Origin of the sequence: Halomonas smyrnensis AAD6, assembly GCF_000265245.1 — a bacterium.
Classification (GTDB): Bacteria; Pseudomonadota; Gammaproteobacteria; order Pseudomonadales; family Halomonadaceae; genus Halomonas; species Halomonas smyrnensis.
The window spans coordinates 157,677-183,531 of sequence record NZ_AJKS02000007.1; the positions used below are offsets into that span (position 1 = coordinate 157,677).

Sequence of the window (25,855 nt, forward strand, 5' to 3'; positions counted from 1 at the left end):
ATGTTCAAGGCCATCCTGATCGACAAGCAGGACAACCAGCAGCGCACGGCGCTGGAGACCATCGACGAGTCGCGGCTACCCGAGGGCAATGTCACGGTGCGCGTCGACTGCAGCACGCTCAACTACAAGGATGCCCTGGCCATCACCGGCAAGGGGCCCGTCGTGCGTCAGTTTCCCATGGTGCCGGGGATCGATCTGGCCGGCACCGTCGAGCACAGCAGCAGTGACAACTTTGCCCCGGGAGACGCGGTGTTGCTCAATGGCTGGGGCGTCGGCGAAGGGCACTGGGGAGGCCTTGCCGAGAAGGCTCGCCTGGACAGCCGCTGGCTGATTCCGCTGCCGACCGCCTTTACGCCGCGCCAGGCCATGGCGATCGGCACGGCCGGATATACGGCCATGCTCTCGGTGATGGCCCTCGAAAAGCAGGGGATCACGCCGGAACAGGGCGACGTGCTGGTCACTGGCGCCAATGGCGGAGTGGGCAGCTATGCGATTGCGCTGCTCGCGCGCCTGGGCTATCGAGTCGTGGCCTCGACCGGACGCCCCGAGGAAGCCGACTACCTCCATGAACTCGGCGCCGCCGAGGTGATCGATCGCGGCACACTCTCGGCGCCAGGGCGCCCCCTGGGCAAGGAGCGCTGGGCGGGGGCCATCGATTCCGTGGGCAGCCATACACTGGCCAACGTCCTGGCCTCCACCCGCTACGGCGGCAGCGTGGCCGCCTGCGGCCTGGCCCAGGGCATGGACCTGCCTGCCAGCGTCGCCCCGTTCATTCTGCGCGGGGTGACCCTGGTGGGGATCGACAGCGTGATGCGTCCCGGCGCGGATCGCCTCGAGGCATGGCGGCGGCTGGGAGAACTGCTGGCGCCTGCCCAGCTCGATGCCATCACTCGCACGATCACGCTGGACGAGGCCATAGACGCGGCGGAAGAGCTGCTGACGGGGCGCATTCGCGGGCGTGTGGTGGTGACGATGACGGAGCAATAGGAGCCTGCCGGGATTGTCGAACTCACATCAGTGACCGGCCGCCGGGCGACGCCGAGTGCCGCCACCGCGAGGTGGCGGCTTCGGCCAGGGCCATCAACATGCCTCGACGGCCGACGACGCCTCCCCTTTTTTCCCCTGCCTGGGCGAGCGCCGGTGCTGCCTACAAGTGACAGACCCGATCGCGGCCGTCGCGCTTGGCACGATACAAGGCGGTGTCGGCTCGCTTGAACAAGCGTGCGAAGGGCTCTCCCCTGGCATGCTCACTGAGGCCGCCGCTGATGGTGATCCCCAGTTCAGTGCCGCCAGGCAGCGAGACGGTGCCGGCATTGACATGCTCACGCACCCGCTCCATTGCCTTGATCGCCTCTGGCGCATGTGAACCGCGCAGCACCACGACAAATTCTTCACCGCCCGTCCTGGCCACGATGTCGCCCTCCCGGAGGCAACCCGAAATCCTCGCACCGAGCCACTGGAGCACGGCGTCCCCGGCATCGTGGCCATGTGTGTCGTTGACGCGCTTGAAATGATCGATATCGATGACGGCGAGCGAGAAGGGAGTCCCCTGGGCATCATGCGCGCGGATCAGCCTCGCCACATGCTGGTCCAGGTAGAAGCGGTTGGGCAGTCGGGTGAGATAGTCCCGCGAGGCCTTGTCCGCCAGGCGGTCGCGCTCTTGACGCACCTGCTCGATTTCCGCCGCATCGGCGATGACTCGCTCTACGGCATTGGCCATCAGCCGGACGAGCTCGATCTCCACTTGGCCAAAGCCGTGAGGGCGAGATCGAGCACTGGAGAAGTTGAGCGTGCCCCATACCTCGCTGTTGAGATGCAGCGGCACGCCGATGTACGTTTCCAGACCAAACTGCTGGTAGCAGGGATGGCCGCTGACCCGTGCGTCCTGCCCCGCCTGGGTGGTGTGGAAGACATCCTCGACATCAAGCATCAAGCGACAGTAGGTGTCTCCCAGGACGAAGGTATCGCCCGGCGCGATCTCGGCGACCTCTGACGCCGCCCACTGGACGATATACTGATCGTCGATGATGCGACTGACCAGCCCGATATCCAGCCCAAGGTAGGCCAACGCATCACGGAGCAGCGTGTCGATAATTTCGTGGGTGCCGATATCGGTACGATTCACACCGCTATGGATATCGCGAAGAAGCTGGATCATGGCGCGATATTCCGTAATGTCCTGGATAATGGCGTAGAAACCCACCACCTCGCCGTCCAGGAAGTCGGGCACATACTGCACTTTGAAGTAATGCGTGCGGCCGTCTGCCAGCGAGATCCGGTCTTCGTAACTCACCTCCTGCCCCGAAAAGGCCTGTTGAAAGCGCGGCCAGATCTTGTCGTAGGAGGCGGCATCGAGCACGGCGGAGACCGGTTTTCCATATAGCGCTTCTCGGCTGATCCCGATGAAGTCTACGTAGGCCTGATTATTGAAGCGAAAACGGCCCATCCGGTCGACATAGGCCACCATGACCGGGAGCTGGTCGGCGAGCCGGCCGACGATGCCCTGATCGATCTGCAATGAGGCCGTGAGCTTGATGACGACGCTGCCATCGGCAAGGCCGTAGTAGCATCCCGCACCGTCTTCGAATCCCCAGGTCTCCCCCGGGCGAATCTCGCGCCTGTTCAAGCATTCCGCCACGGCCACGCCGAGCCGGGCGCGAATGTCTTTCAGCTCATCGGGGGCCATGCCGACCACATCCTCCGGCTTGCGCCCCAGGAGGGTCTGGGTGTCACCCACGGCCTCGATGATCCGCCGGTCGCGGGAGATATGGAGATAGGCTGAGTGCGACAGGGCCAGGACTTCGCCCCACCAGGCTGGTTGAGTCACGATTCTAGCCCTCGCGGTATCGTTTCCGTTTCGAGGCTTCTACTGTGCCCCTATCTCGGGCACGGGTCTATAAGCAATCCACGGGCATACCCGTCGAGATGCCGCGCGCTCAGCGGCCGGCTCAGGCCCCTCGAGGATCGGTTCGCGCTTCGCCGACGCGCCGGGCAGGGAGCCCGGATCGATGGCGAGGATGACCCGGCCCCGTCTCGAGCACCGCAAACTGGGCCCTCGACGCTCAACGCAGGGCGTAGACGTAGGCCTCGACCGTGCCTCCCTCGGCGAGGCGGACGGTGACCGGGGTGCGCTGGTACTCGGCGCCCTCGAAGTCGTCCAGCGCCGCCCAGTGATCGGGCAGAGCGTCGGAGACGAAGACGTGGCCCGGGATGTCGTCGCCGGCCTCATCCAGCACCAGGCCGGGGAAGCCCATCTCGGCGCCCCACCCCGCCTGCCGCAGGCGCCCCTTGATGCGCCCCGGCTGCCAGTGGCCACCGATGGCCTGCATCACGTGTTCGTTGGGCCCGCCCGGCCCCAGTGTGCCGTAGATAAACAGGCGTTCCATGACGCGCCTCCTGAGCGATTAGTTAAACGGCTAATTATGTACGCCAGGCCATCGGCGGGGCAAGTTCGGGTTGCCCTGCCCCCGCCGAGCGCGTCATCGATGCCGGCCGAGCCCCCTGTTCCCGGTGACTGGCTAACGCATTCTCGCTCAAGCTGAGGTGTGACGGTATTTACCTGACAGTCGGCCGCTGAAAAGCAAAGTGGCCATAGTGCCCCCCGTGGGTTATAGAACGAGTGTCTGACGCTCGGCTGTAACACCATGAGGAAACGACTATGACCACCGAAGAGAAGGTAGCACGACGCAAGCTCAGTCTCCTAGAACTGGCCAAGGATCTGCAGAACGTAAGCAAGGCTTGCAAGATCATGGGCTACTCCCGACAGCAGTTCTATGAGATCCGTCGCAACTATCAAACCTTCGGCTCCGAGGGGCTCGTCGACAAGCTCCCAGGGCCGCGGGGACCACACCCCAACCGCGTTAGCGAAGAGATCGAAACGGCCATTCTCGAGCACAGCCTGGCCTTCCCCACCCACGGTCCGGTTCGCGTCGCTCAAGAATTGGCGCTACATGGCATTCAGGTCAGCTCTACGGGCGTCAGAGGCGTTTGGGGACGCCATGATTTGCTGACCCGTCATGAGCGTCTCCTGCGGCTCGAGAAGGCCACACGCGAGCAGAAGATCGAGCTGACCGAAGATCAGGTTCGCCACTTGGAACGCTTCAGCCCTGAGTTCCGCGAACGGCATATCGAAGTCCACCACACCGGCGAGCTGGTTGCCGTCGATACCTTCTTCGTCGGAACGCTCAAGGGAGTCGGCAAGGTCTATCTGCAGTCCGTCATCGACTGCTTCAGCCGCTACGCCTGGGGGCGCCTCTACACTAGCAAACTGCCCATCACGGCAGTGCATGTGCTCAACAACGACGTGCTGCCTTTCTTCGAGGCCCACAACGCCAAAGTCAGCACGGTGCTCAGCGACAACGGCCGAGAGTTCTGCGGCCGGAAGGATCAGCATCCGTATGAGCTGTTCCTTCAGCTCGAAGAGATCGAGCACCGCACAACCAAGGTTCGGCGACCGCAGAGTAACGGCTTCGTCGAGCGGCTACACCGCACCCTGTTGGACGAGCACTTCCGCATCCAGGGACGCACCAAGTGGTACGAGGCCCTGGAAGAGATGCAGCAAGACCTGGACAATTATCTGATCGTCTACAACACGAAACGGCCGCATCAGGGCTGCAACATGAAGGGGACGACGCCCTATGCCGTCTTCAAGAAAGGACTCCCCAAGGGGGCAAAGAAGGAGCCCAGGAAAACGGCAGAAAACACTGCTTAACTATAGGGAGCCCACGGGGGCATGTGTCAGGCGAACACCATCACTGTACACTCAAGCGATGCTTCTGAAAGCAGGTTTTGCCGATGGCCAGGATATAATGCTGCCCCCCTAATTTCTGCCTCCCCATCCGCCACGTGCCAAGATCACCGCGCTGGATATGCGGCATAACGCCAAGGCGCACTGCACCAGGCTCGGGCAAGTGTCATGCTCAACACCTCCTCGCTAATGGAAGCTTATCTCGCCCCACCACCATCGACGAACGAGTTCGACGAGCCCTGGCCTACCCCGCTAGATATAGCATTGCCGGGGCAAGGTCTCCCACGCGGCAAAGGTCTCGATCAGATGGTTGGCAGGTGACTGACTCGGTGCGGCTAGGTGCGAGTCGGAGAGAAGGACCACATCATTTGAGGAGCTTTTTCTCTCATTCAACCTACCTGACAGCTGCACTAAATTTTGTTCGGTTATGATTGAGATTACATCAGGGAATCACTTCAACTAGCTCTTCCCTACAGTTTTAAGGTTGTACCCCCCCCGACTGCCAGGCAGCCGGGGCGGTGTAGGCGGGAACATTTAACTTTTCACAAAACTGCACAGAAAGGAGGCCACCTTAAGCATGAGCGTTCATCAAAGCACACACAGTGATCAACCCGCAGGTATCCAACTACTTTGAAAATCGAATAACCCCCTCTCATCAACCTATCGAGTCCATCCCGGCCGAGTCGATACTTTATTACGCGGTTCAGAAGCGAGGCCTTTAATGACGGAGCCCGAAGCCACCAACAACACAATCGTGAATGGTAGTCCCGTTATCACTGTCATGGCCTGCAAGGCTGACATGCCGCCCCCAAGAATCAGCGCGACAGCCACGAGTCCCGAGAGAGAGCACCAGAAAATTCGCTGAGGTACGGGTGTGCTGATTTTTCCACCTGCAGCGATAGAATCAAGAACCAAAGCACCCGAATCGGCGGAAGTGATGAAGAAAATCGCAATCAAAACCATGGTTATCAGCGAAGTAATCAGTGGCAGCGGCAACTTGTCCAGCATGACAAACAGTCGCAAGGGAAGTTCTGCTTCAAATAGTTCAGAATAGCCCTCCTTGAAGTACATATCCAAACCCAAACCGCCAAAAACGCTGAACCAAAGCACGCAGACAGTCGAAGGAATAATCAACACTGCCACGATAAATTCGCGAACAGTTCTTCCACGAGATATTCTGGCAATGAACATACCCACAAAAGGACTCCAAGCGACCCACCAAGCCCAATAAAAGGCACTCCAACCAGCAGCGAAATTTTCATCATCCCTTCCGAAAGGATTGGACAAGGCCGGGAGTTGAGAGACGTAAGCGACAACATGGTCAAAAAAAGAACCAAAAAAAGCCAACGAGGGCCCAACAATTATCACGAATGTCAGCAAGATGGCAGCAAGAATCACATTGAACTCTGAAAGACGCTTGATTCCTGCATTCATTCCGGCCAGCACTGAAAAAAGAGCGCCAGCTGTTATGACCAATGCAACAACAATCTGGGTAATCTAACCGGTAGGAATGCCGAACAGGTAATTAAGACCAGAAGCGGTTTGAGCCGCGCCGAAAGATAGAGTTGGTGCAATGCCGAACAACGTAGCGATGATGGCAAGGATGTCTATGAGATGCCCTGGCCAGCCCCAAATTCTTTCACCAAGAATAGGATAGAACATGGATCGCATGGTGAGAGGCAAGCCCTTGTTAAAAGAAAAAAGGGCAAGAGAAAGGGCCATGAAACCATAGATTCCCCAAGCATGTAAGGCCCAGTGATAAGTGCCTATTCAAAATTAATCGTGCGTTCAGATCCATAACCGTCGAGCAACCGGTGTACCTCATGGCACAGGTGCTCAAACGAGAGATACGCACTCAGTGGCAGCCATGCATACTTCACCCGTCGCCATAGAATCTCAATCAGGTTCAGCTCCGGCGAGTACGCCGATAGGTAGATCAAGTACACACGCTGCGACATCCATTCAACTATCTTTCGCCTGAACGCCTTGGAGCGATGCATGCTGGCGTTGTCTAGCACCACGACGGCGAAGGTATCGGGGGCTTTCTGGGCGGCAAACTGGTCAAATGCATCGATGACCGTCTCGGTGGTCACGGGTTCGGTGACAGAGTGATAGACCAACTTTCCTGCTCGGCTTAGGAACCCCAGTACATTCAACCTCCGGCTGCGTGAGTAGGCGGTTACCTCGCAAGGTTTACCGACAGGGCTCCATGCATATGGCACCGATGATGATTGCGAAAAGCCAGATTCATCAAAGTAATAGAGCTCATGCTCGCCCAGGTCTTCCCGCTGGTGAAGCGCCTTGAGAAGGCCCTGAGTGTTGCGGAAATCCGTTTCGTCACGCCGAGCCTTCAGGGAATGCCGAATGCGCTTGAAGCTGAGGTTATTTTTTTTTCAACGCCCGGCGAAGGGTCACCGTGCTGACCGTCTTGCCGGTCTCTTCTTGAAAACGAGCCTGCAAGGATCGAATCTGGTGAGGCTGCTCGGCGACCATTTCCTGCAATCGCTGGTGGTCGTGCTCATCCAGGATTGGCGTGCGACCGCTGCGGGGCTTGTCGATAAGCCCGTCAAGCCCTGTCGCCTCCCACTGCTTGAGCCATCGAGATACGGCATCTCGGCGAACCTGCAATATCTCACTGATTTGGTTGATCGTATGGCCCTGATCACTCAGCAGGATGGCATGAGCGCGCCTGCGTAGGGGGCGCTTCTCACCATGGTGATAGGCAGAGGTCAGTGTTTGCTTTTCAGATTCAGTGAGAGAGGCAACGAAGCGGCGCCTTGCCATGGGTTCATCCGTGTCAGTGATCCAAATATCTATACTACACGAAAACTTCAGATCAGGCACTTAAGAAGAAGCTGCAACGCCAAGAAGCGAGGCGGAACCTTCATTACCTTTGGCACCATTCAGGGGGCTCCAGTCTGTGCGTATGCCGTTATCAACGGAGGTACCATTATATGCATCCACAGCATGTGTAAGCGGCTCTGACACTCCGAAAAAAATCAAGCTCGTTCCCATGCCAGCAGCAAAAAGCATTGAAAACCAGGAAAGATAGCTATAGTCGGGCCGAGCATCGGTGCCGCCTAAGTGGCTATTCAAAATTAATCGCGTGATCAGACCCGTAGCCACCGAGTAGGCGATAGACCTCGCTGCAGAGGCGATCAAACGAGAGGTAGGCACTCAGCGGCAGCCATGCGTACTTCATCTGCCGCCACAGAATCTCTATCAGATTCAGCTCCGGCGAGTAAGCCGATAGGTAGACCAGGTGCACACGATGCGACATCCACTCCACTATCTTCCTCCTGAAAGCCTTGGAGCGATGCATGCTGGCATTGTCGAGCACCACGATGGCGAAGGCATCGGGGTCTTTCTGGGCCACAAACTGATCAAATGCTTCGATGACCGTCTCGGTCGTCACCGGTTCCGTGGAGGTGTGGTAGACCAGCTTCCCGGCTCGGCTGAGGAACCCCAGTACGTTCAGCCTTCGGCTATGGGAGTAGGCGGTCACTTCGAACGGCTGACCGATGGGACTCCACGCGTATGGCACCGACGACGATTGTGAAAAGCCTGACTCATCAAAGTAGTAGACCTCGTGTTCGCCTTGCTCTTCCCGCTGCTGAAGCACCTTGAGAAGGCCTTGAGTGTTGCGGAAATCCGTTTCGTCACGCCGAGCCTTCAGGGAATGCCGAATGCGCTTGAAGCTGAGGTTATTTTTTTTCAACGCCCGGCGAAGGGTCACCGTGCTGACCGTCTTGCCGGTCTCTTCTTGAAAACGAGCCTGCAAGGATCGAATCTGGTGAGGCTGCTCGGCGACCATTTCCTGCAATCGCTGGTGGTCGTGCTCATCCAGGATTGGCGTGCGACCGCTGCGGGGCTTGTCGATAAGCCCGTCAAGCCCTGTCGCCTCCCACTGCTTGAGCCATCGAGATACGGCATCTCGGCGAACCTGCAATATCTCACTGATTTGGTTGATCGTATGGCCCTGATCACTCAGCAGGATGGCATGAGCGCGCCTGCGTAGGGGGCGCTTCTCACCATGGTGATAGGCAGAGGTCAGTGTTTGCTTTTCAGATTCAGTGAGAGAGGCAACGAAGCGGCGCCTTGCCATGGGTTCATCCGTGTCAGTGATCCAAATATCTATACTGCACGAAAACTTCAGATCAGGCACTTATCTATCGGCATTAGCCGTCAGCTTGGTGGCAAAGCAGCCTTCGTGGTTTACGCAAGGGATGGGGAAGTATGTCTGCTGAGTGTCCGGCATCAGCCCATCATTGGCAAAGTTGATGATTTCGAGCTTGATGGGGCGCTCGGGGCCATCCAGTAATGCACGGATGGCATCGCGGTCCGCACGTATGTCTCGATTGTCCCAAAGCGGCAACTTCTCTCCCTGGCGTAGTAGTTTACCAAGGCTGATGTTTGTCACTGTGGACCTTGCAGCTCTGTATGCCTCTTTGCCAATACAAAAAAGGTCAATATCCACTGACTCACGAAACTCGTGGAGTTCGAGGGCGATACGTGTACCTCCGCCGAATAGGATGTTGCTGTCGCGGAGAAAGTCAGGGTCAAACTTATTAAGTATTGCTTCAATTGCTTTGTGGTGGGGGCGTGTGAACATTACGCCACTAGCATATGGCCGCGGCCATAAGTCTGAGCCAGTTCCTTGATCAGAGCACGCTCGTGATCGCGTAACCGCTCTTGCGCCACGAAACGCCATCTCTCCTCATAGAGATGGAATGCCACCTTGGGATCAACATACTTGTCGGCGCGGTCCCAAAGTATGGCATCGAGTTCTGGGTAATCATGTCGATTGATAGCGGGAGGTTTCATAGACTCACCAGTGAAAGACTGGATTATGCTTTTAAGTATTTGATATTCTAGTCTCCATTAGGCAAGACGTCAAAATGCGCCGAGCGCATCGGGTCAGGGGAGCATGTGAACCGTCCCGGAATTCCAGGAGGCTCCGAATCTTGAGAGGATGGAGCCATGAGCTCGTCGAAACGATACTCTCCCCAAGATATGCCAGCGGGCTGTCCGCATGGTCTTTGATCACAAGGCTGACTACCCATCCCAGTGGAGGCTATCGGCACCATTGCCCTCAGGATCGGCTGTACGCTACACACCCTGTGGCGCTGGGCCCGGCAGGCTGAGCGTGATGCGGGGCGCCGTGAAGGCACCACGACGTCAGGGCGTGAACTGATCTAGGAATTTGAGGCAAATCGCAGGGCGCTGGATCGTATCATAGGCAGCCATCACTACTTTCGTTATCCCACCATGCCCGGCACCATCAAGGTGCCCCATCGGAAGGTGGATCCCCGGATTCATAGAATAACTGCAGCACTTTGGACCACGAGGTAGAGGCGGGAGGGGCAGCGCCGGTACCCTTCTCGGCTCACCTACCAAAGTGAAGCAGAGCATGGGATACCGACAGCTGACCCAGACCCAACGATACCAGATCTATGCCCGTCATGACGTGGGCATGAGCCGACGTCAGATCGCCAGAGAGCTTGGCATCCACAACAGCACGGTCAGCCGGGAGCTGCGCCGCAACGCCACCGACAGCGGTTACGATCCTGAGCAGGCACAGTCCTGCAGTGATCATCGGCGACGCACCGCCTGGAAGAGGACAAAGCGCTTGCCCAGCATGATTGCCGCTGTCGTCGACCGGCTGCGAGAGGAATGGAGCCCAGAGCAGATCAGCGGTTTCATGGCGCCCTTGTCTGGCGTCGGCGTCAGTCACCAGTGGATCTATTCCTTAATCTGGGATGACAAGGCCCGCGGTGGCGATCTCTGGCAGCACCTCCGCCAGCCCAAGCGGCGCAGCAAGCACCGGGCCCAAGCGAAGAGCGCTGGACTCGGCAAGATTCCCAACCGTGTGGGCATCGAGCATCGCCCGGCTGAGGTCGATGACAGGCGCTTCATTGGTCACTGGGAGGATCCCGTGGTCCAGGGAGTGCGACAAAATCGGGCCTGGTGACAGTAGCCGCGGAAGGCGTGGCCAGCTCGCAGGCGGACTGGGGTGCGCCGGTTTCTTCCGACTCAGCCGGCTAGGTAGTCTGGCCGGGAAACCCTGTACCAGCGGGGTACATCAGCTTCTCCAGACTAGCGCCAGGCCCGCGCCCGCCGTGGGTACGTCGCTTTCTCCCGACCTCAGGGGACCAACGGGGTGCGCCAGTTTTTCCCGAGTCGCCGCCAGGCGCCGCGCCAGGCATGGGTACGTCGGTTTCTCCCGAGTGGCCACCAGGCCCCTGCCAGCCATGGGTACGTCGGTTTCTCCCGACCTCCTGGGGACCAACAGGGGGCGTCAGTTTCTCCCGAGTCGCCGCCAGGCCCGCTCCAGCGGTGGGTACGTCGGTTTCTCCCGAGTGGCCACCAGGCCCCTGCCAGCCATGGGTGCGCCGGTTTCTCCCGACCTCCTGGGGACCAACGGGGTGCGTCAGTTCCTCCCGGGTCTCCCTCAGGCACCGCGGCTGGCATGGGTACGCCGGTTTCTCCCGACCTTCGGGGCTCAGCGGGGTACGTCAGTGGCGAGTTCAAAAGCCGCTCAGGTTACCTGGCCCGTGCGGTTTTGCATGCGCTCGAATGCAGCACTGTTTGATACCCTGGCTGCCCATACAAACGCTATGCCCCTGGTGAGCTGCACCATGGCTGGCCCGCTCTACCATGCCTCGACATTGGCTGATGGAGAATCTCTGTGCCCGATATTCGCCTGCGTATTGAGCTGCTTGATACCGATCCCCTGGTCTGGCGCCGTGTGATGGTGCCGGAGCAGATCAACCTGCATCGTCTCCACGAGCTCATCCAGGGAGTGATGGGCTGGGAAGACTGTCACCTCTATGAGTTCGAGTGCAATGGTCGCTACTACGGCGAGCTCGACGAGTGGAGCGATCGATCCATCGCACTGGCACGCAACGCCAAGCTGAAGTCGCTGGCGGCTCGCACCAAGGACGGTAGCTTTCGCTACCTCTACGACTTCGGCGATGGCTGGGAGCACCGCATCGTTGTCGAGGCGACGGGACTGGAGGAGACCAACCCTTGTCCGCGGCTGATCGACGGCGCCATGGCCTGCCCGCCAGAAGATATCGGCGGCACGGGAGGCTATGCGGCTCTGAAGGCGGCAACGGCCGGCGAGAAGGATGTCTATGGCCAAGAGTTGCTGGAGGCTCTGGGTGGCGAGTTCGCTCCCGAGGCGCTGGACGAGGAGGAGATTGCCGACATGCTCGAGCCTATTCAGGCTGGCTTTCGGCGTTTGGGCGACACGCCCAGCCAGTCACGTCCAGCTCAGGCGCCTCCTCTCGACATGGAGCAGTCGCTCAAGGCCCAAGGGATCCACAGCATTGAGGAGCTGATGCAAGCCCTGCAGGGCGAGATTGACAAGAATCGTAAATGAATCAACGGCCCAGCTGTGATGAGCGAGTACGATTACCACGAGTTCACATTGGTGAATCGACTGCTGAGTGCTCGAGCGCTGCGCGGGGTGACACCCTCGCTTACCACCCTGAATTCAAGTAATAAGCGCCCCGACCAATAGTCGGGGCGCTTGCAGTTACTCTGGAGCTGGCCTAAGTACGGCGCGACATATGGCGCTGGCAGGCAAGCGCTCCGCAGGGATACAGCGACTAGGTGTGAGGGCCAAGGGCTCGAGCGCCGAGGTTTCGAAGGCCGCGGGAAGAGGGCGATGGAAGCCTTGAGGGTCAATCGGTGAATCAGCCAATGTGAGGCGCTGGAATCACTCGTGCTCTGGTGAGGAGGTACACCGCCAGGAAGCGGGGACTCTCATGCCTCGGTATACCCTTCCAGCGCAAACGGATTCAGAAACTGCCTGCCCCACAGGAAGTCGCGGTCGACCGGGGTAAGGTCGGCCTCATCGCATACTGCATCCCAGTGATCACGGATCGTGACGAGCTGATGGCTGATGATCCCCCGGGCGTGGGCATGGGTCAGTCCAAGCTGATCCGCGGCAGCTAGACAGTGAACGAGCTGGCTGCGGCGTTCCAGGCCATACAGCAGCATGGCCTGAGTGGCTTCCCCTCCGGTTCGTGACTGTGGGCAGATGTCATAGGCCGGCGTCAGTCGATAGCTCTCGCCATCCCAGAAGGCAGCATGGTTGCGTGCATGGTCGTCGGTGTTGCCGCATAGCACGTTAAAGACGATGCGGCCAAACAGCTCGCGCAGTGTTTGCCCAGGCTGGTCGAACTCGGCTCGGATTTGATGGGCGAGCGCCTCATAGCTGGCATAGCGTGCCGTCATCTCATCCAGTCCGAGCAATGTCAGTGCCGAGAGCACGATTCGTCTGCACCAACCGTCAGCGGTCCGCTCCCTGTCGAAGCGTTCCACCAGCAGGACGTCCTTGCCCAGTGAGCGAGCCATCTCGACGGGAGCGACGTCGAGTCCCACTAGCCTGGCGAGCCGCATGGCGACGAACTCCGCCTTCACGACGCTGTAGAGATCGGTGCTGGAGGAAAACTTGGCGACCAGCTTGCGATCCCGGTCGTCCAGCAGTGTTTTGGGACGAGCACCGCCGATGCTGCTGCCGTGTTGAATGGCCTGGTCCAGGGCAGGGGGTAGTGGCTCTCCTGCTTCCACGTACGCCGATGCTTCCTGCAATTCCGCCAGGGTCGCCCCCTGGTACTCACGCGGCCGGTAGTCGGTGGGAGAGAGTTGGACATCAAGCGCACCGATCCTGTCCGACCCGGATTCCAGTAGGTAGACCAGCTCGTTGAAATTGACGTCACCAGCAGCTTCGCCCTTGTGACCCGTCAGTCGGTTGATGATGACACGGCGTCCCCACGCATCGGGGGAAGCGTCACGCAGGCAGGAGGGCAGTGCGCCATCTACCTGCTCCTGGCTCCCGGGCCGAAGAGGAAGCTCTCTTGGGTAGAGGCTGATCGCGTCTTGACGTGCTAGATAGCGGCGACCATAGGTAAAGCGGTACCGGTCTTGGTCATCACGTTCGACGAGACCGGCCACCACGGGTGATGTCCGGCCGGGCAGCCAGATCCAGACGTAGGCGCGCCGGCTAGAAGTCATCATCTATGGGCTCTTGTGGCTGACGACGAGCGCGCTTTGGCAGCAGCGTCAGCCGTTCCCGCTGGGTAGCATGCTCGCGTTTCAGCGTGTCCGGGTTATCGGTAAACAGCGACACGCCAACCAGCGCCGCCGCCTCGAAATAGGTGCCGATGGCCACACGGGGAGAGCCCTTGGCAACCTGGCGGATTGTCACTATGCCGACGCCGACGCGCTCGGCGAATTCGTCTCGAGTCCACCCCTTGCGTAGCCGCCCCTCCTCGATCAGCCCGGCAAACAGGCTAAGCGACAGGGATGCTTTGGGGCTTAGGGTGACGTGTCTTGTTTTCATTCCGATAGTATGGCATCGCTTTGGCTCTTTATCGATATTATAATGTCGATTCTGTACGCATGCTGATCGCCGCCGAACAGACCACAGAGTGGCTTCGGGCGGCCTTTGAGCGCCCCGGCAGCCATCTGACAACCTGAAGTGGTCCCCGAATTTTGGACCAGGCGCTAAGCTCAGATTGAAGTGGTCCCCGAATTTCGGACCAGGCGCTAAGCTCAGATCAGACCGACCAGGAGACCCTGATCATGAGCAAGAAACGTCGGCATTACAGCGGTGAGTTCAAGGCCAAGGTGGCTCTCGCTGCGTTGAAGGGCGATGAGACCACCTCCGCATTGGCGGCTCGCTTTGAGATCCATCCATCCATGGTCAGCCAGTGGAAGCGTGAGCTACTCGATAACGCTGCCGATCTCTTCGAGGGTAGCAGCGGCAAAGCCGCGCAGAAGAGCCAGGAAGAGGTCGATACCCTCTACCGCGAGATCGGTAAGTTGACGGTGGAAAGGGATTTTTTATCACGCAGGCTCGAGCGTTGAGCCGGGCGCAGCGCCTGGCCATGGTCGAGCCGCCGACTCCCGATACACCCAGCCTGCGTCGTCAGTGCCAGCTGCTGGGCATCAGCCGCTCATCGCTGTACTACCAACAGCGGGAGTGGCGGGCCGAGGATTTGGCGCTGATGCGCCTGATCGATGAACAGCACTTGCTGACGCCGGTCTACGGATCACGCCGGATGACCGTCCATCTCAATCGGCTGGGCCAGCGGGTCAACCGTAAGCGGGTCCGTCGCCTGATGCGTCAGATGGGACTCCACGCCATCTATCCGCGACCGCGGACCAGCCTGCCGGGCAAGGGGCATCGAATCTATCCCTACCGGCTACGTGGTCTGACGATCGATCGGCCGAATCAGGTGTGGGCGACTGACATCAGCTACRGTGTGCCTCGACTCTGACAGCTGCGGGAGGCAGCTGAACGAGCGCAAGCATGACTGGAATACCTTCGTGTCGAACAGGATGTTCTCAGCGAAAGTCTGCTCTCTGCTGCGAGAGGGCATGAGCCGAAGCGGCGGTGACCTGCTGTGCACTGGCAGGGTGACGTAACCCGTGGRAAACGGGGTGTGAGGCGAAGCCGTTACGCCAAGATGCATCCCCAGGCTGAGTATGGAAAGGTTGAGGAACACGAACCGATTAATCCGTGTCTGTGGGCTGAACATGTCGCCACCTCCTACACGGCTTATCAGGAGGTGCGCATCCTCGGCAGTGGGTACATGTAGGACCCACTGCTGCTGTTGGCAGTGGATATGTAGCCCACTGCTGGCGGAGTCACGAGCAGTGTGCAGCTAACTCGTGACAGATGCGCCAACTTGCAGCATGCAAGGGTAAAGACTGCGATCGGCAACCTCCTCCATATGCTTGAGTCCAGCATGTGAACGAGGGAAGGCTTGCATGGGATGCCAAGGGAGTGCGCCCCCGATGCCCGGCAAGCTGGCGGAGCCTCCGTAGTAGTCCGCGGTGGGGAAAGCCCACTACATGGCGAAGGGAGGCAGTTCAAGTGCCTTGTTCTTCGGATTACCTGACCCAGAGAGGTGAAGACCTTTGATAATCAGGGAAATGCAGAGCAAGCTGGCAACCTGGTCAGCAGCGGATCCGAACCACCGGTTCGATCGACTGCTGAGATTGATTGCACGGCGTGACTGGCTCCAAGAGGCGGCGTTCAGAACGCTGGCGTCGCCAGGGGCCAGAACCGCTGGTATCGACAGAGTAGATCGGCGAGTTTTCGAACAGAATTTCAACCAGCATCTGGAGGAAATTCGTGTTGAACTGCTGGACGGCACTTATCAGCCGCTGCCGGCACGCCGCATCTACATCCCCAAATCCAGCGGTAAACAGCGCCCGTTGGGGATACCGACCCTACGCGACAGGATTGTGCAACGTGCCATGCTGATGGCCATGGAGCCCGTCTGGGAAAGTGACTTCCATCGCCTTTCCTATGGGTTCCGGCCGGAGCGCAGCGTGCACCATGCCATTCGCACTGTGAAACTTCAGTTGACGGACGGTAAGGAAACGAGGGGCCGCTGGGTCATTGAAGGTGACCTGGCCAGTTACTTCGATACTGTACATCATCGGAAGTTGATGCGGTGTGTCCGTAAGCGGATTCGTGACGATCGTTTCCTGATGTTGCTATGGCGATTCATTAAAGCAGGACACGTCGACAAGGGGTTGTTCCATTCTGCCCACGACGGCGTGCCACAGGGTGGCGTACTCTCACCATTGCTCTCGAATATCATGCTCAATGAGTTCGACCAGTGGCTGGAAAAACGCTATCTGAGCAAGAAAGCCCGCAAGGACCGCTGGTACTGGAATTCCAGTATTCAGCTGCAACGACCTGTTGCCCTGCGTGAAGGTCGTCAGTGGAAACCGGCGGTGGCTTATTGCCGCTATGCTGATGATTTCGTTTTGGTAATAAAGGGAAACAAGGCGCAAGCCGAAGCCATTCGTGAAGAATGTCGGTGCTTCCTGGAAGATGGTCTTTCACTGACTTTGAATATGGAAAAGACCCATATCACACACGTCAATGACGGATTTACCTTCCTTGGACACCGAATCATTCGGAAACGAGGGCCCAACGGCACTATGCGTCCCGTCACGTCAATTCCTCGTGACAAGGCCAGAAATTTCGCCGCTACGTTGGCGAAAGAGCTGGCCGGCAATTACAGCGAGAATCGGATTGATATGGTAGATCGCCTGAATCGCCGCCTGGCGGGATGGGCCACTTTCTACCAATTTACTGACTATACCGCGATGACGTATAGGAAGATTGATGGCATTGTCTTCTGGCGACTCGCTCATTGGCTGGCGAGGAAGTACCGAGCATCTATCAAGACCCTGATGCGAAAACACTTCCGCCGACCTCGTGGGAAAGATGCCAAGACGTGGCAGTTCTTCGGGCCCAACCACTCTGGCAGTTTCTGTGTGGTAAGCCTGCGTCGACTGGTATCGAGTCGTAAGATGTCATTCCGATGGCGGCTTCCCGAGGCGAACCCGTATTTGCCAAGGGAAGAAGAACGCAATACCGTCACCTCTCGACACTGTGATGTTGCCTTGGCTTTGAGCCACACTTGAATGGAGAGCCGTATGCGCTGAGAGGTGCACGTACGGTTCGGAGAGGAGAAGCAGGGAGATAGTTCGACTACGCCCTGCTTCTTACTCTACTCGCGACCTGGCAGGGCTTCGTCTATGTCGCTTTCGTCATCGATGCTTTTGCCCGGCGCATCATCGGCTGGCGAGCTTCCCGCACACCCCGCACAGATATGGTGCTGGATGCGCTGGAACAGGCGTTTCATGAACGCCCTCAGCGATCAGATAGCGACTTGATCCACCATAGCGATAGGGGCGTTCAATATGTCTCTATCCGCTATACAGAGCGTTTGGCGGAGACCGACATCGAGCCCTCGGTGGGTAGCGTGGGCGATTCGTACGACAACGCGCTGGCCGAGACGGTCATCGGGTTATTCAAGACTGAAGTGATCCGTCGCCGCGGGCCATGGCGGCACTTGGAGGCCGTTGAGTTCGCCACCCTGGAGTGGGTCGACCGGTTCAATCACCGGCGGCTACTGGAGCCGATCGGCAACATGCCACCGGCTGAGCGAGAAGCCCTGTATTACGAGCAACAGGGTCAGGCCAAGAAGGCGGCCTGACTCAAACCAACGGGTCTCCGAGAAAGCCGGTGCGGTTCACTTCTGCACCTGTCGACGGCGTTCACGTAGGCCAAAGCCATGTGCTCGGGTGAAGGCCCGAGACAACGCCGATCCGCACGAAAAACCGCAGCGCAATGCAATCTGATCCAGTGTGAGACGAGTCTGAGTGGCCAGATCGCGAGCTTTCGCAAGCCGCAGGTATTGATAGTAGCGGCCGGGTGGCATGCCCATCTCCGTCTCGAACAAACGCGCCAAGGTGCGGGGTGTCATCTGGCATGACTCGGACAACTGTACCAGCGTCAACGGTGTCTCGATATTGGCAGTCATGTGGTTCACAACCCGCCGAATAGCGGGATGTGAATGCAATATGCCGTCGCCCAGTGACTCGGTCATCCGACTCCTTGACGAGTCATTGAGAAACATGCCTGCGGCATCGAACCGTGCAGACGCGCCGAACCGTGTATCGATCTCCTCAAGGATAAGATCGAGCGCACTCGCAGCACTTCCACAGGTCACCCAGCGACCGTCACGCACGTAACGCTCTTCTCTTGCCGCCACGTCAGGAAAGGTGTCGGAGAAATCAGCCAGCAGCTGCCAATGGAGCGTTGCCTCGCGACCGCTCAAATACCCCAACGTTGCCAGCAACCAAGGCGCGGTGTCAGCCGCAATCACCGTTTCGGCACGGTGGGCCAGCCTCAGACTCTGGCGTAACGACGGATCCACAGCGTCAATACGGAAGCGATCTCCGCCGATCATCAGGAGCAGATGGCAAGGCAGCGACTGCGACAAGGGCATATCTGGTGCGATGGATAGGCCGCTGGATGACTCCAGTGGCTCATCACCATGCGTCAGGATCGTCCATTCGATATCGACATTGTTATCGTCGCGAACCACACGTAACGGCTCAAGCAGACATGCCAGCAGCATGTTCGAAAAGGAGTCGAACAGCAGGATATTGAGGCGCAAGGGAGGTGGAGGTGACGGCAGAATAGGTTTCATATTTGTCATTATATGTCATATAGCCGGCCAATGAGGACGGTAAGCTCCGTCGAACGCATTTCAACAGGAGCGAATCACGATGACAGCCCGACCCCTTGAGCACCTACGCGTACTCGACTTCGGCCATTATCTGGCAGGACCGCTGGTTGGCATGATGCTGGCCGACCTGGGGGCAGAGGTCATCCGTATCGACCCGCCGGACGGCCCCCGGTGGCGAGACCCCGCCTTCGACATGCTGTCGCGGGGCAAGCGTTCTCTGGTACTGGACCTCAAGACCGAGGCCGGTAAGCAAACCGCTCTCGATCTGGCCGCCCGCTCGGACGTCGTGATCGAGAACTTCCGCCCCGGCGTCATGGATCGCCTTGGCCTTGGTCCAGAGGCCTTGAGAGCCGTCAATCCAAGCCTGATCTCGCTGTCACTGCCCGGCTTCGCGTCGACCGATACCGAGCTGGCACGCGTTGCCGCTTGGGAAGCCGTCATTGCGGCGCGCACCGGACAGTTCACCGACATGGGACTGAACCGGCAGCTCATGGGTATCAATCCGTCGTTCACCCCCCTGGGCCTCGCGTCAGCGTATGGCGCCGCCTTCGGTGCCCTGTCCGTCCTATTTGCACTGGGAGCAAGGGACCGCAACGGAGGAGAACACATCGAGGTGCCCTTGGCATCGGCGCTGTTCGAGGGGCTGGCCTATAACAGCGAGCAGATCGAGGACTATCCAACACGTTACCAATGCCCTAGGGAGACGGAGTTGAATCGTCGCCGGGCTGCTGGCTTGCCACTGAACCTGAGCTATGAGGAGCTCGACACTTTCCTCGACCCTTTCTATCGCACCTACCGGTGTGCGGATGGGCGCGGGTTCTATGTCGTTGCCTGCTCCATCGTCACGCATCCGCGCCGAGTCCTGCATGTACTGGGGCTCGACGAACTGGCTGACACCTTGCCGGATTTTGATGCCTGGCAGGATGAGGCGGACTGGCCTGATGAGTGGGCGCTGCGCAATTACCCCGTGGGAGATAGAGACCGCGCACGTGTCACTCAAGCAATGCAGGAGGCCTTCCTGACACGACCTTCTTGGGAATGGGAAACCCTGTTTGGTGACGCCAAGGCACCTGCCACCGCGCAACGCAGCAGCCAGGAATGGTTATCGGACCCGCACGCCCTGGCCTCGGAGCTGGTTCAGACCGTCAACGACCCGCGCCACGGCGAGATGCGGCAGATGGGCAAGCTGGCCTGGCTCGAGGATGACGCCGGTGTGTTGAACACCCCGCCCGGCCCGACGATCGATGAGCTACGTCCAGACCTGGAGCAACTCTTGGCTGAGCCGGTACGAACGACATCCGCACCCGCGGGCAGTGGCGGCTGGCTCGACGGGCTCAAGGTGCTCGACCTGAGCAACGTCATTGCCGGACCTACCATCGGTGCGACACTGGCGCGCTTTGGCGCGGACGTGACATCCATTCAGCCGGTCAGCCCTTCCGTTGACCCTTGGAACGCCGTCGTCTTCGGCCTCCAGGCTCACCGTGGCAAGGAGAGCGCCCTCTTGGATCTGGGAACTCCCGAGGGCCGTGAAGTACTCGAACGGCTGATCGTCGACGCCGACGTAGTGACCATGAACGGTACCGATCAGCAACGCGACAAGCTCGGACTCTCGCGAGGTCGACTGGAAGCCTTGAATCCGGAAGCCATCCTGGTTCAGCTCGATGCCTGGGGCGGCCCCCGAAAAGGGCCTAAATCCGATCACCTCGGCTACGATGATCTGGCACAGGCCTCGACGGGTGTCATGGTTCGTTTCGGAGGGGGGCCGGACACTCCCGAGGAACACGCCCATTTCGGTACCATCGACGCGCTCACCGGGTTTACGGCATGCGTTGCTCTAGGCGCCGCGCTGGAACGCAAGAGAGTGACCGGCAAGGGGGGCGTGGCAAGATCAGCGCTGGCCGCTTGCGGCGCCATGATTCAGGCTCAGTTCATGTACGACTACGAGGGGCGCCTCCCATTCGATGAGCCTTCAGGTCGCGACGTTCGCGGCTGGGGGCCCTACTACCATTGCTATCGCGCGTCTGATGGCTGGATGTTCTTGGCAGCACCGCTCGAACGCGGTGCCGCATTGGCGCGTTCACCGGAACTGGCCGACTTGTCCACGCTACCCGACGAGGAGCTAGCTACTGCGTTGGCCGAACGACTTGCCAGTAAGACCATCGCCCACTGGTCGGCGCAATTGAACGAAGGATCGACAGCTGTTGTGCCACTAAGCTCGCTGGCCATCAACCGGGAAGCCAGTCTCCAGCATGAAAGCGTCGATGGTATCGACCTCACCCAGGCAACATATCGAGCCATTCGACACGATAAACACCCGATGGGCCGATGGGTCGACCTGGTTGCCCCGAATGCCGTGCGCCCAGAGCGTGCCAAGATCACCTTGCCCGCTCCCGCGCCCAAGCCCGGCACTCACACCCGCCAGGTGCTCGCACGCATGGGATTTGCCGATGCCGAAATCGACGCCATGATCGCGAAGGGTACGGCCGGAGAAAGTTGGTCAGCCAAGTATCTACCGGAGTAATTAATATGACTTTCGAAAGACCTGAACCCTCGATCACCCCTCGTACTCGAGCCCGTGCACGGCACATCCTAGATCACTATTATATCGGTCCTGCCCGCACAGACTCAGTATTAGAGATCTGGGGGTATACCCCGCGCATGACTTATTCACCGGGTGAAATTGTCGAGCTACATGTCTCGACGACTTCAGCCGAGTGGGAATTGGAGGTAGGCCGAGACGGACTGGCCTATGAACCACTCCTGCACGCTACCAAGCTGCCTGGCGAGCATCATCCTACTCCATGGGATTGTTCAGTAAATGGGTGTAGTTGGCCAGTTGCCTACTCATTTACTGTGCCAGATGACTGGCGGCCGGGGGGATATCTGATCACCCTTCGTGCCAGGCGCGGCGAAGATGTGGCTGAGGAACATCACCTGATTCTGATCCGCCGTGCTGAGCACCTTCCCCTACCAACTTATGTGTTGGTTTGCGCTACCGGCACCTGGAATGCCTACAACTGCTGGGGAGGATCGAACCATTACGAGGGAATCACTGGCCCCGATGGAAATTCCTTCTCTCCAGTTCTCTCCACTCAACGCCCATGGAGCCGGGGCTTCTGCAAGTTACCTGAGGGTGCTCCGCGTGCTGTACCTGACATACCCTCGCGACCTGGTGAAATGGTCCGATACCCCTATATGGAATGGGCCTATGCCTATGGATTTTCTAAGAAATATGCCTCGTCAGGCTGGGCAAGCTATGAGCGCTTGTTCGCCCGATGGGCTGAGGAAGCTGGGTATGAACTGGACTTCGTCACGCTCCATGATATAGATACTGACCCTCACCTTCTTGCTCGTTACCAATGCGCTATATTCGTTGGCCATGATGAATACTGGAGCGCAAAAATGCGGGATTCAGTGGATAATTTTGTCGAAAACGGCGGTCGAGTCGCCCGCTTTGCTGGAAACTTCTTTTGGCAGATTCGACTTGAAGACGAGGGTCGAAGCCAGATTTGCTACAAACATACAGCAGTTGAGGATGACCCTCTTATTGATAGTGAGCAAGCGCACTTAGTCAGTGGGGCGTGGGAAATGTCACCCATTAACCGACCCGGCGCTCTAACTTTTGGCGTAAATGGACTTCGAGGAATCTATGCTGGGCTAGGTCGATGCATTAGCCAAGGCAGTGGCGGGTTTACTGTGTATCGCCCCGACCACTGGATCTTCGAAGGTACGGGGTTGGGCTATGGCGACCAGCTAGGTGCATCAGCACGTGTTTTTGGGTATGAAGTAGACGGTTTGGAATACTCTATGGATAACGGATTACCCACTCCAACAGGTGCTGATGGAGCTGATACAGAAATCACGATTCTCGGCATGGGGTTAGCCACCACTTTTGAACCGGATGCTGGAATCTGGGGCGAGACATCGTATATCGGCAGCGCAGATGCCGAGTTCCGCGCCATGATTCTCCACGGAAAAGTTACGGATAAGACACTAGATGCCTGCTCACGTGGGAATGGCGTGATCATCCACTGGCATAAAGGTAAAGGCGAAGTTTTTACTGCGGCAACATGCGAATGGGTTATGGGTTTATCACGCCAAGACAATCAAGTAATCCGTGTAACCCGCAACGTCTTGGACCACTTTGGATCAAAGACAACCTAAACTACCTGTAAGGTCCCGGATGATCGGATCGCCTATAGAAGTTATCAACTGCTAGCCGCCAGAGAGCTTCTTCAGCAATTCATCTGGGAGCAGATTCATGGACATCAAGCTGCATAAGCAAGGACGACGACACCGAAGATCCGTGCCGAAATCCAAGCAGCCCCCACCAGCATCACGGATAGCGAACAGGCCCGCCAATACGGCGTCGCCACCGCGACCATCCGGCGCTGGCGGTACCGCGATGATGTCCATGACCGGTCACACATGCGTCACAACCTGCTGGCCACGCTCACGCCCGAGGAGGAGGTGCTCATCGCCGCTCGAGAATTCCTGCGCCTTGGCCTGGATGATCTGTGAAGGGCTCCGCCAGCACCTCGACTGACATCATGACGAGCGCCACTGGCCGCGGCGGCAACATCGTTTCATTTCTGGAGCAGAAGGAAGGTACTCAAGCAACAGCTCAGCCACATTTTTCTCCAACATAAAGATAAAGAGGTGTCCATGAATAAAAACCTAATGACCTCTATAGCAACCGTACTGACGGTCATTGCACTGATCGGTTTTGCCGCTCTGGCACCCGGTCTCTTCCAGGCCATGCTGACCACGATCAAGGTCAATGTCATTGGTCATTTTGGCTTCATCTTCACCTATCCGGCCTTCCTGGCTTCCCTCGTCTTCCTGGTAATCGCCCTCACTCCGCTGGGTCGACTCAGGTTCGGCGACGAGGAGCCTGAGTTCTCCACACTGGCCTGGCTCGGCATGCTGTTCGCTACCGGCATGGGCATTGGCCTTGTCACCTGGGGTGTGCTGGAGCCGCGCTACCACGTCGAGGCGGGCCTCGACAGAGACCAGGCACTGTTATACGCCTTCAATCACTGGGGGCTGCTGGCCTGGGCCGGCTACATGGCCATTGGCGTAATCTTTGCCCACGCCCTATACAATATGAAACTCGACAAGCCGGCCGAGACGTTACTCGGCGGTGGTTTCCTAAGTAAGCTCAACCTGGTCAGCCTGGTGGTCTCCACCGTGATAGGTCTCTCGCTGACCTTCTCCTACGCCTCCGAACCACTTCAGAAGAGCGCCTCCCAGTATCTGGGACTCGATATCAGCCCCACTTGGATCATCTTGGTACTGTCGCTGTTTGCCATCGCCTCCAGCGCCTCCGGGTTGAAGCGTGGTATCAAATGGCTGAGCAACTACAACGCCGTCTTTGCCCTAATCCTTATGTTCGGTACCTTCGTGCTGACTGCCCCGCTGGATATCCTGGGCACTTTTGCGCGACTGCTGCCCGAATACGTGGTGCAATATCCGTCGCTCGCCCTGGACATCGGCTTCAACGACCCCGAGCGCAAAGTCTGGTTGGCCGATTGGCTCTACGCCTTCGAGGCTGCATGGTATGGCTGGTTCATCTTCACCGGGGTCTTCATCGCCCGTATCTCCAAGGGCCGCACTCTCCGCCAGCTGGTATTCGGCGTGATGCTGGTACCGAGCCTGTTCTCCTGCCTGTGGTTCACCACCTTCGGCATTGGCGGGTTGAGCACCGGCGCCGAGGACGTCTTCGCCTTGATGGCTACCCTGGATGAGCACGGCATCCTGTCGGCGATCCTGGCGCTGAATATTCTGTTGTTCTTCGTCACCAGCGCCGACTCCGCAGGGCTGGTCTGCGAGATGCTCACCGTCCAGCGCTCGCGCGCCTTCTGGATCGTCGCCATGGCGGCCCTGGCCGTGGTCATCAACTGGCTCGACGGCGACATCTTCAAGGTCATCCTGACGCTGATCTCGGTGGCGGCCATCCCGGTCGCCTTCGGCATCTTCGCGCTGGTGACCGCCTTCCTGCTGCGCTTGCGGCAACGCCGTGCTGAGCATGGTGTCGCGGGCGTCGAACCCTGATCTTTCAAGGCCTCTGCGGGGGCCTGCCACTGGTGGCGACCTGAGGGTCGCCTCGGGATCGCCGGCCCGACGACTGGCTCAAGAGGATGACGTTATCGCTACTTCAACTCCCCCTAACCCCCCGACACGCCGTGCCAGCCATGAGGTCGAGACCTCGACCGACTACATGATCACCGAGCTCTCCCAGGAGGGCTTCTTCAGCGGCATGCACAAGGGCATGACCATCACCGCCGCGCTGCTGGTGCTCGGCTTCGTGCTCTTCACCGGCGTGATGCCGCAGCTGGCCGGCGGCCTGTTCGGCACCACCCGCGCCTGGATCGAGACCACCTTCTGCGGCTACTACCTGATCACCGTGATGATGCTGCTGGTGATCTGCGCCTATATCGTGCTCAGCCGCCACGGCGACGACCTGCCCGACAGGGTCCGCGAGCAGCTCGTCCACCACCCGGGGCGCCTCTTCGAGCGCGGCTTCGGCTGCTCGCCCCAGCGCTTCTACGTGGAGCGCCGCCTGGCCCATGCCCACCGGCTGCTGCGCGAGACGCGCCACCCGATCACCCAGATACTCGAGCGATTCTGGCAAGAGTCGGCTTCTCGAAGGAGAAAATTGAGATGTTGATAGACAAGGGAGCAGCAGGTGAACGCTGGTCAAGCCGCTATCTGCCGGAGTGAAGCGGCTTTGATGCCATATCGCAGGCATGAAGCCGGGTGAACGCCGCCATAGCGTCTAGCACTGCTTGCGGTATTGCCGACGGCCCGCTCCCGGTGGAGCGGGCCATGGGTCCACAGAATCATCCATGACTTGAGAACCTGAATTCAAGCAACAAGCGCAGCACCTGCGGTATCCAAGGCTCCTGAATATTCCCCCAGGAACACCTGTGCTGGTGTGCGATAGCCGAGACGCTTTCGGGGTCGGTCATTCAGCTTCTCGACCACCTTGCGCAGCTTGGCATCGGTGACCTGTCGAAAGTCCGTTCCCTTG

Annotated in this window: 21 protein-coding genes and 5 pseudogenes; 14 read left to right on the forward strand and 12 right to left on the reverse strand. The window is 58.9% G+C overall.

Translation table 11 applies throughout. The features are described from left to right. Positions 1–987 carry an acrylyl-CoA reductase (NADPH) gene (acuI, locus tag UYS_RS0210240; RefSeq protein WP_016855414.1) on the forward strand — a complete coding sequence of 329 codons (987 nt, stop codon included), beginning with the start codon at positions 1–3 and terminating at the stop codon, positions 985–987. 160 nt (positions 988–1,147) lie between these two features. On the opposite strand, the gene UYS_RS0210245 is transcribed toward acuI, so the two are convergent. Together UYS_RS0210245 and UYS_RS0210250 are read right to left on the reverse strand one after the other, a co-directional pair. Continuing rightward, the gene (locus tag UYS_RS0210245; protein ID WP_016855415.1) at positions 1,148–2,827 is read right to left on the reverse strand and encodes a sensor domain-containing diguanylate cyclase; all 1,680 of its coding nucleotides are present in this window, start codon (positions 2,825–2,827) and stop codon (positions 1,148–1,150) included. A gap of 235 nt (positions 2,828–3,062) precedes the next feature. Next, positions 3,063–3,386 carry a gamma-glutamylcyclotransferase family protein gene (locus tag UYS_RS0210250; protein WP_016855416.1) on the reverse strand — a complete coding sequence of 108 codons (324 nt, stop codon included), beginning with the start codon at positions 3,384–3,386 and terminating at the stop codon, positions 3,063–3,065. A gap of 272 nt (positions 3,387–3,658) precedes the next feature. Between UYS_RS0210250 and UYS_RS0210255 the strand changes: the two genes are divergently transcribed. Further along, positions 3,659–4,711: an IS481 family transposase gene (locus UYS_RS0210255; RefSeq protein ID WP_016855417.1), complete on the forward strand. Its 1,053-nt coding sequence runs from the start codon at positions 3,659–3,661 to the stop codon at positions 4,709–4,711. A 696-nt stretch (positions 4,712–5,407) separates the two neighbouring features. Here the strand turns inward: UYS_RS0210255 and UYS_RS18025 are convergent. The 6 genes from UYS_RS18025 to UYS_RS18045 form a co-directional block, all read right to left on the reverse strand. Then, positions 5,408–6,181, reverse strand: a complete 774-nt coding sequence (locus UYS_RS18025; protein WP_420319337.1) for a BCCT family transporter — start codon at positions 6,179–6,181, stop codon at positions 5,408–5,410. A 63-nt stretch (positions 6,182–6,244) separates the two neighbouring features. Further along, positions 6,245–6,469 (reverse strand): BCCT family transporter, encoded by a 225-nt coding sequence (locus UYS_RS19070; RefSeq protein WP_420319338.1) that lies wholly within the window; start codon positions 6,467–6,469, stop codon positions 6,245–6,247. A gap of 44 nt (positions 6,470–6,513) precedes the next feature. Then, positions 6,514–7,531 (reverse strand): IS630 family transposase gene (locus UYS_RS18030; RefSeq protein WP_156821596.1). Its coding sequence is split into 2 segments (ribosomal slippage): positions 6,514–7,140 and positions 7,142–7,531, totalling 1,017 coding nucleotides; the frame shifts between segments, so codons are not numbered across the junction. A gap of 60 nt (positions 7,532–7,591) precedes the next feature. Then, complete coding sequence (locus UYS_RS18985; protein WP_083868118.1) at positions 7,592–7,924, reverse strand: BCCT family transporter; 333 nt, start codon at positions 7,922–7,924, stop codon at positions 7,592–7,594. Beyond that, complete coding sequence (locus UYS_RS18040) at positions 7,836–8,852, reverse strand: IS630 family transposase (RefSeq protein WP_083868119.1); 1,017 nt, start codon at positions 8,850–8,852, stop codon at positions 7,836–7,838. Before UYS_RS18040 ends, UYS_RS18985 begins: the two co-directional genes overlap by 89 nt. 60 nt (positions 8,853–8,912) lie before the next feature. Further along, the gene (locus UYS_RS18045) at positions 8,913–9,359 is read right to left on the reverse strand and encodes a nucleotidyl transferase AbiEii/AbiGii toxin family protein (protein WP_192813928.1); all 447 of its coding nucleotides are present in this window, start codon (positions 9,357–9,359) and stop codon (positions 8,913–8,915) included. Between the two features lie 368 nt (positions 9,360–9,727). Between UYS_RS18045 and UYS_RS18840 the strand changes: the two are divergent. The 3 genes and pseudogenes from UYS_RS18840 to UYS_RS17270 all read left to right on the forward strand — a co-directional run. Next, positions 9,728–9,943, forward strand: a pseudogene (locus UYS_RS18840) (IS3 family transposase); the annotation flags it as partial. Between the two features lie 214 nt (positions 9,944–10,157). Further along, positions 10,158–10,706, forward strand: a pseudogene (locus UYS_RS17265) (IS30 family transposase); the annotation flags it as partial. Between the two features lie 729 nt (positions 10,707–11,435). Further along, on the forward strand, positions 11,436–12,131 hold the full coding sequence (locus tag UYS_RS17270; protein ID WP_016855423.1) for a plasmid pRiA4b ORF-3 family protein: 696 nt from the start codon (positions 11,436–11,438) through the stop codon (positions 12,129–12,131). A 386-nt stretch (positions 12,132–12,517) separates the two neighbouring features. Here the strand turns inward: UYS_RS17270 and UYS_RS0210290 are convergent, their stop codons facing one another. Together UYS_RS0210290 and UYS_RS0210295 are read right to left on the reverse strand one after the other, a co-directional pair. Next, positions 12,518–13,774, reverse strand: a complete 1,257-nt coding sequence (locus UYS_RS0210290) for a type II toxin-antitoxin system HipA family toxin (RefSeq protein WP_016855424.1) — start codon at positions 13,772–13,774, stop codon at positions 12,518–12,520. Next, positions 13,761–14,099 carry a helix-turn-helix domain-containing protein gene (locus tag UYS_RS0210295; protein WP_016855425.1) on the reverse strand — a complete coding sequence of 113 codons (339 nt, stop codon included), beginning with the start codon at positions 14,097–14,099 and terminating at the stop codon, positions 13,761–13,763. The genes UYS_RS0210290 and UYS_RS0210295 overlap by 14 nt, the downstream gene beginning before the upstream one ends. A gap of 242 nt (positions 14,100–14,341) precedes the next feature. On the opposite strand from UYS_RS0210295, the gene UYS_RS0210300 reads away from it, so the two are divergent. From UYS_RS0210300 to UYS_RS17280, 4 genes and pseudogenes are all read left to right on the forward strand, one after another. Continuing rightward, positions 14,342–14,626, forward strand: coding sequence for a transposase (locus UYS_RS0210300; protein WP_016855426.1), 285 nt, complete (start codon positions 14,342–14,344; stop codon positions 14,624–14,626). A 20-nt stretch (positions 14,627–14,646) separates the two neighbouring features. Continuing rightward, entirely contained in the window at positions 14,647–15,039 is a 393-nt protein-coding gene (locus UYS_RS17275; protein ID WP_192813929.1) for an IS3 family transposase, read from the forward strand. Positions 15,040–15,697: 658 nt separating this feature from the next. Next, positions 15,698–17,209, forward strand: a complete 1,512-nt coding sequence (ltrA, locus tag UYS_RS18060) for a group II intron reverse transcriptase/maturase (protein WP_083868122.1) — start codon at positions 15,698–15,700, stop codon at positions 17,207–17,209. Positions 17,210–17,292: 83 nt separating this feature from the next. Further along, positions 17,293–17,784: pseudogene (locus tag UYS_RS17280) on the forward strand (IS3 family transposase); the annotation flags it as partial. A gap of 36 nt (positions 17,785–17,820) precedes the next feature. On the opposite strand, the gene UYS_RS0210315 reads toward UYS_RS17280, so the two are convergent. Next, a complete protein-coding gene (locus UYS_RS0210315; RefSeq protein ID WP_040478238.1) occupies positions 17,821–18,783 on the reverse strand; it encodes a GlxA family transcriptional regulator in 963 nt (320 codons plus the stop codon). A 79-nt stretch (positions 18,784–18,862) separates the two neighbouring features. Here UYS_RS0210315 and UYS_RS0210320 point away from each other — a divergent pair, with 79 nt between their 5' ends. The 5 genes and pseudogenes from UYS_RS0210320 (at position 18,863) to UYS_RS18845 (ending at position 25,492) form a co-directional block, all read left to right on the forward strand. After that, on the forward strand, positions 18,863–21,343 hold the full coding sequence (locus UYS_RS0210320; protein WP_016855430.1) for a CoA transferase: 2,481 nt from the start codon (positions 18,863–18,865) through the stop codon (positions 21,341–21,343). Between the two features lie 137 nt (positions 21,344–21,480). Next, positions 21,481–22,986, forward strand: coding sequence for a N,N-dimethylformamidase beta subunit family domain-containing protein (locus tag UYS_RS19015; RefSeq protein WP_337587462.1), 1,506 nt, complete (start codon positions 21,481–21,483; stop codon positions 22,984–22,986). A 97-nt stretch (positions 22,987–23,083) separates the two neighbouring features. Beyond that, positions 23,084–23,340: pseudogene (locus tag UYS_RS18070) on the forward strand (IS481 family transposase); the annotation flags it as partial. Positions 23,341–23,487: 147 nt separating this feature from the next. Next, positions 23,488–24,876 (forward strand): BCCT family transporter, encoded by a 1,389-nt coding sequence (locus UYS_RS0210335; RefSeq protein ID WP_016855432.1) that lies wholly within the window; start codon positions 23,488–23,490, stop codon positions 24,874–24,876. 166 nt (positions 24,877–25,042) lie between these two features. Continuing rightward, entirely contained in the window at positions 25,043–25,492 is a 450-nt protein-coding gene (locus UYS_RS18845) for a BCCT family transporter (protein WP_016855433.1), read from the forward strand. A gap of 197 nt (positions 25,493–25,689) precedes the next feature. Here the strand turns inward: UYS_RS18845 and UYS_RS18850 are convergent. Next, positions 25,690–25,855: pseudogene (locus tag UYS_RS18850) on the reverse strand (IS30 family transposase); the annotation flags it as partial.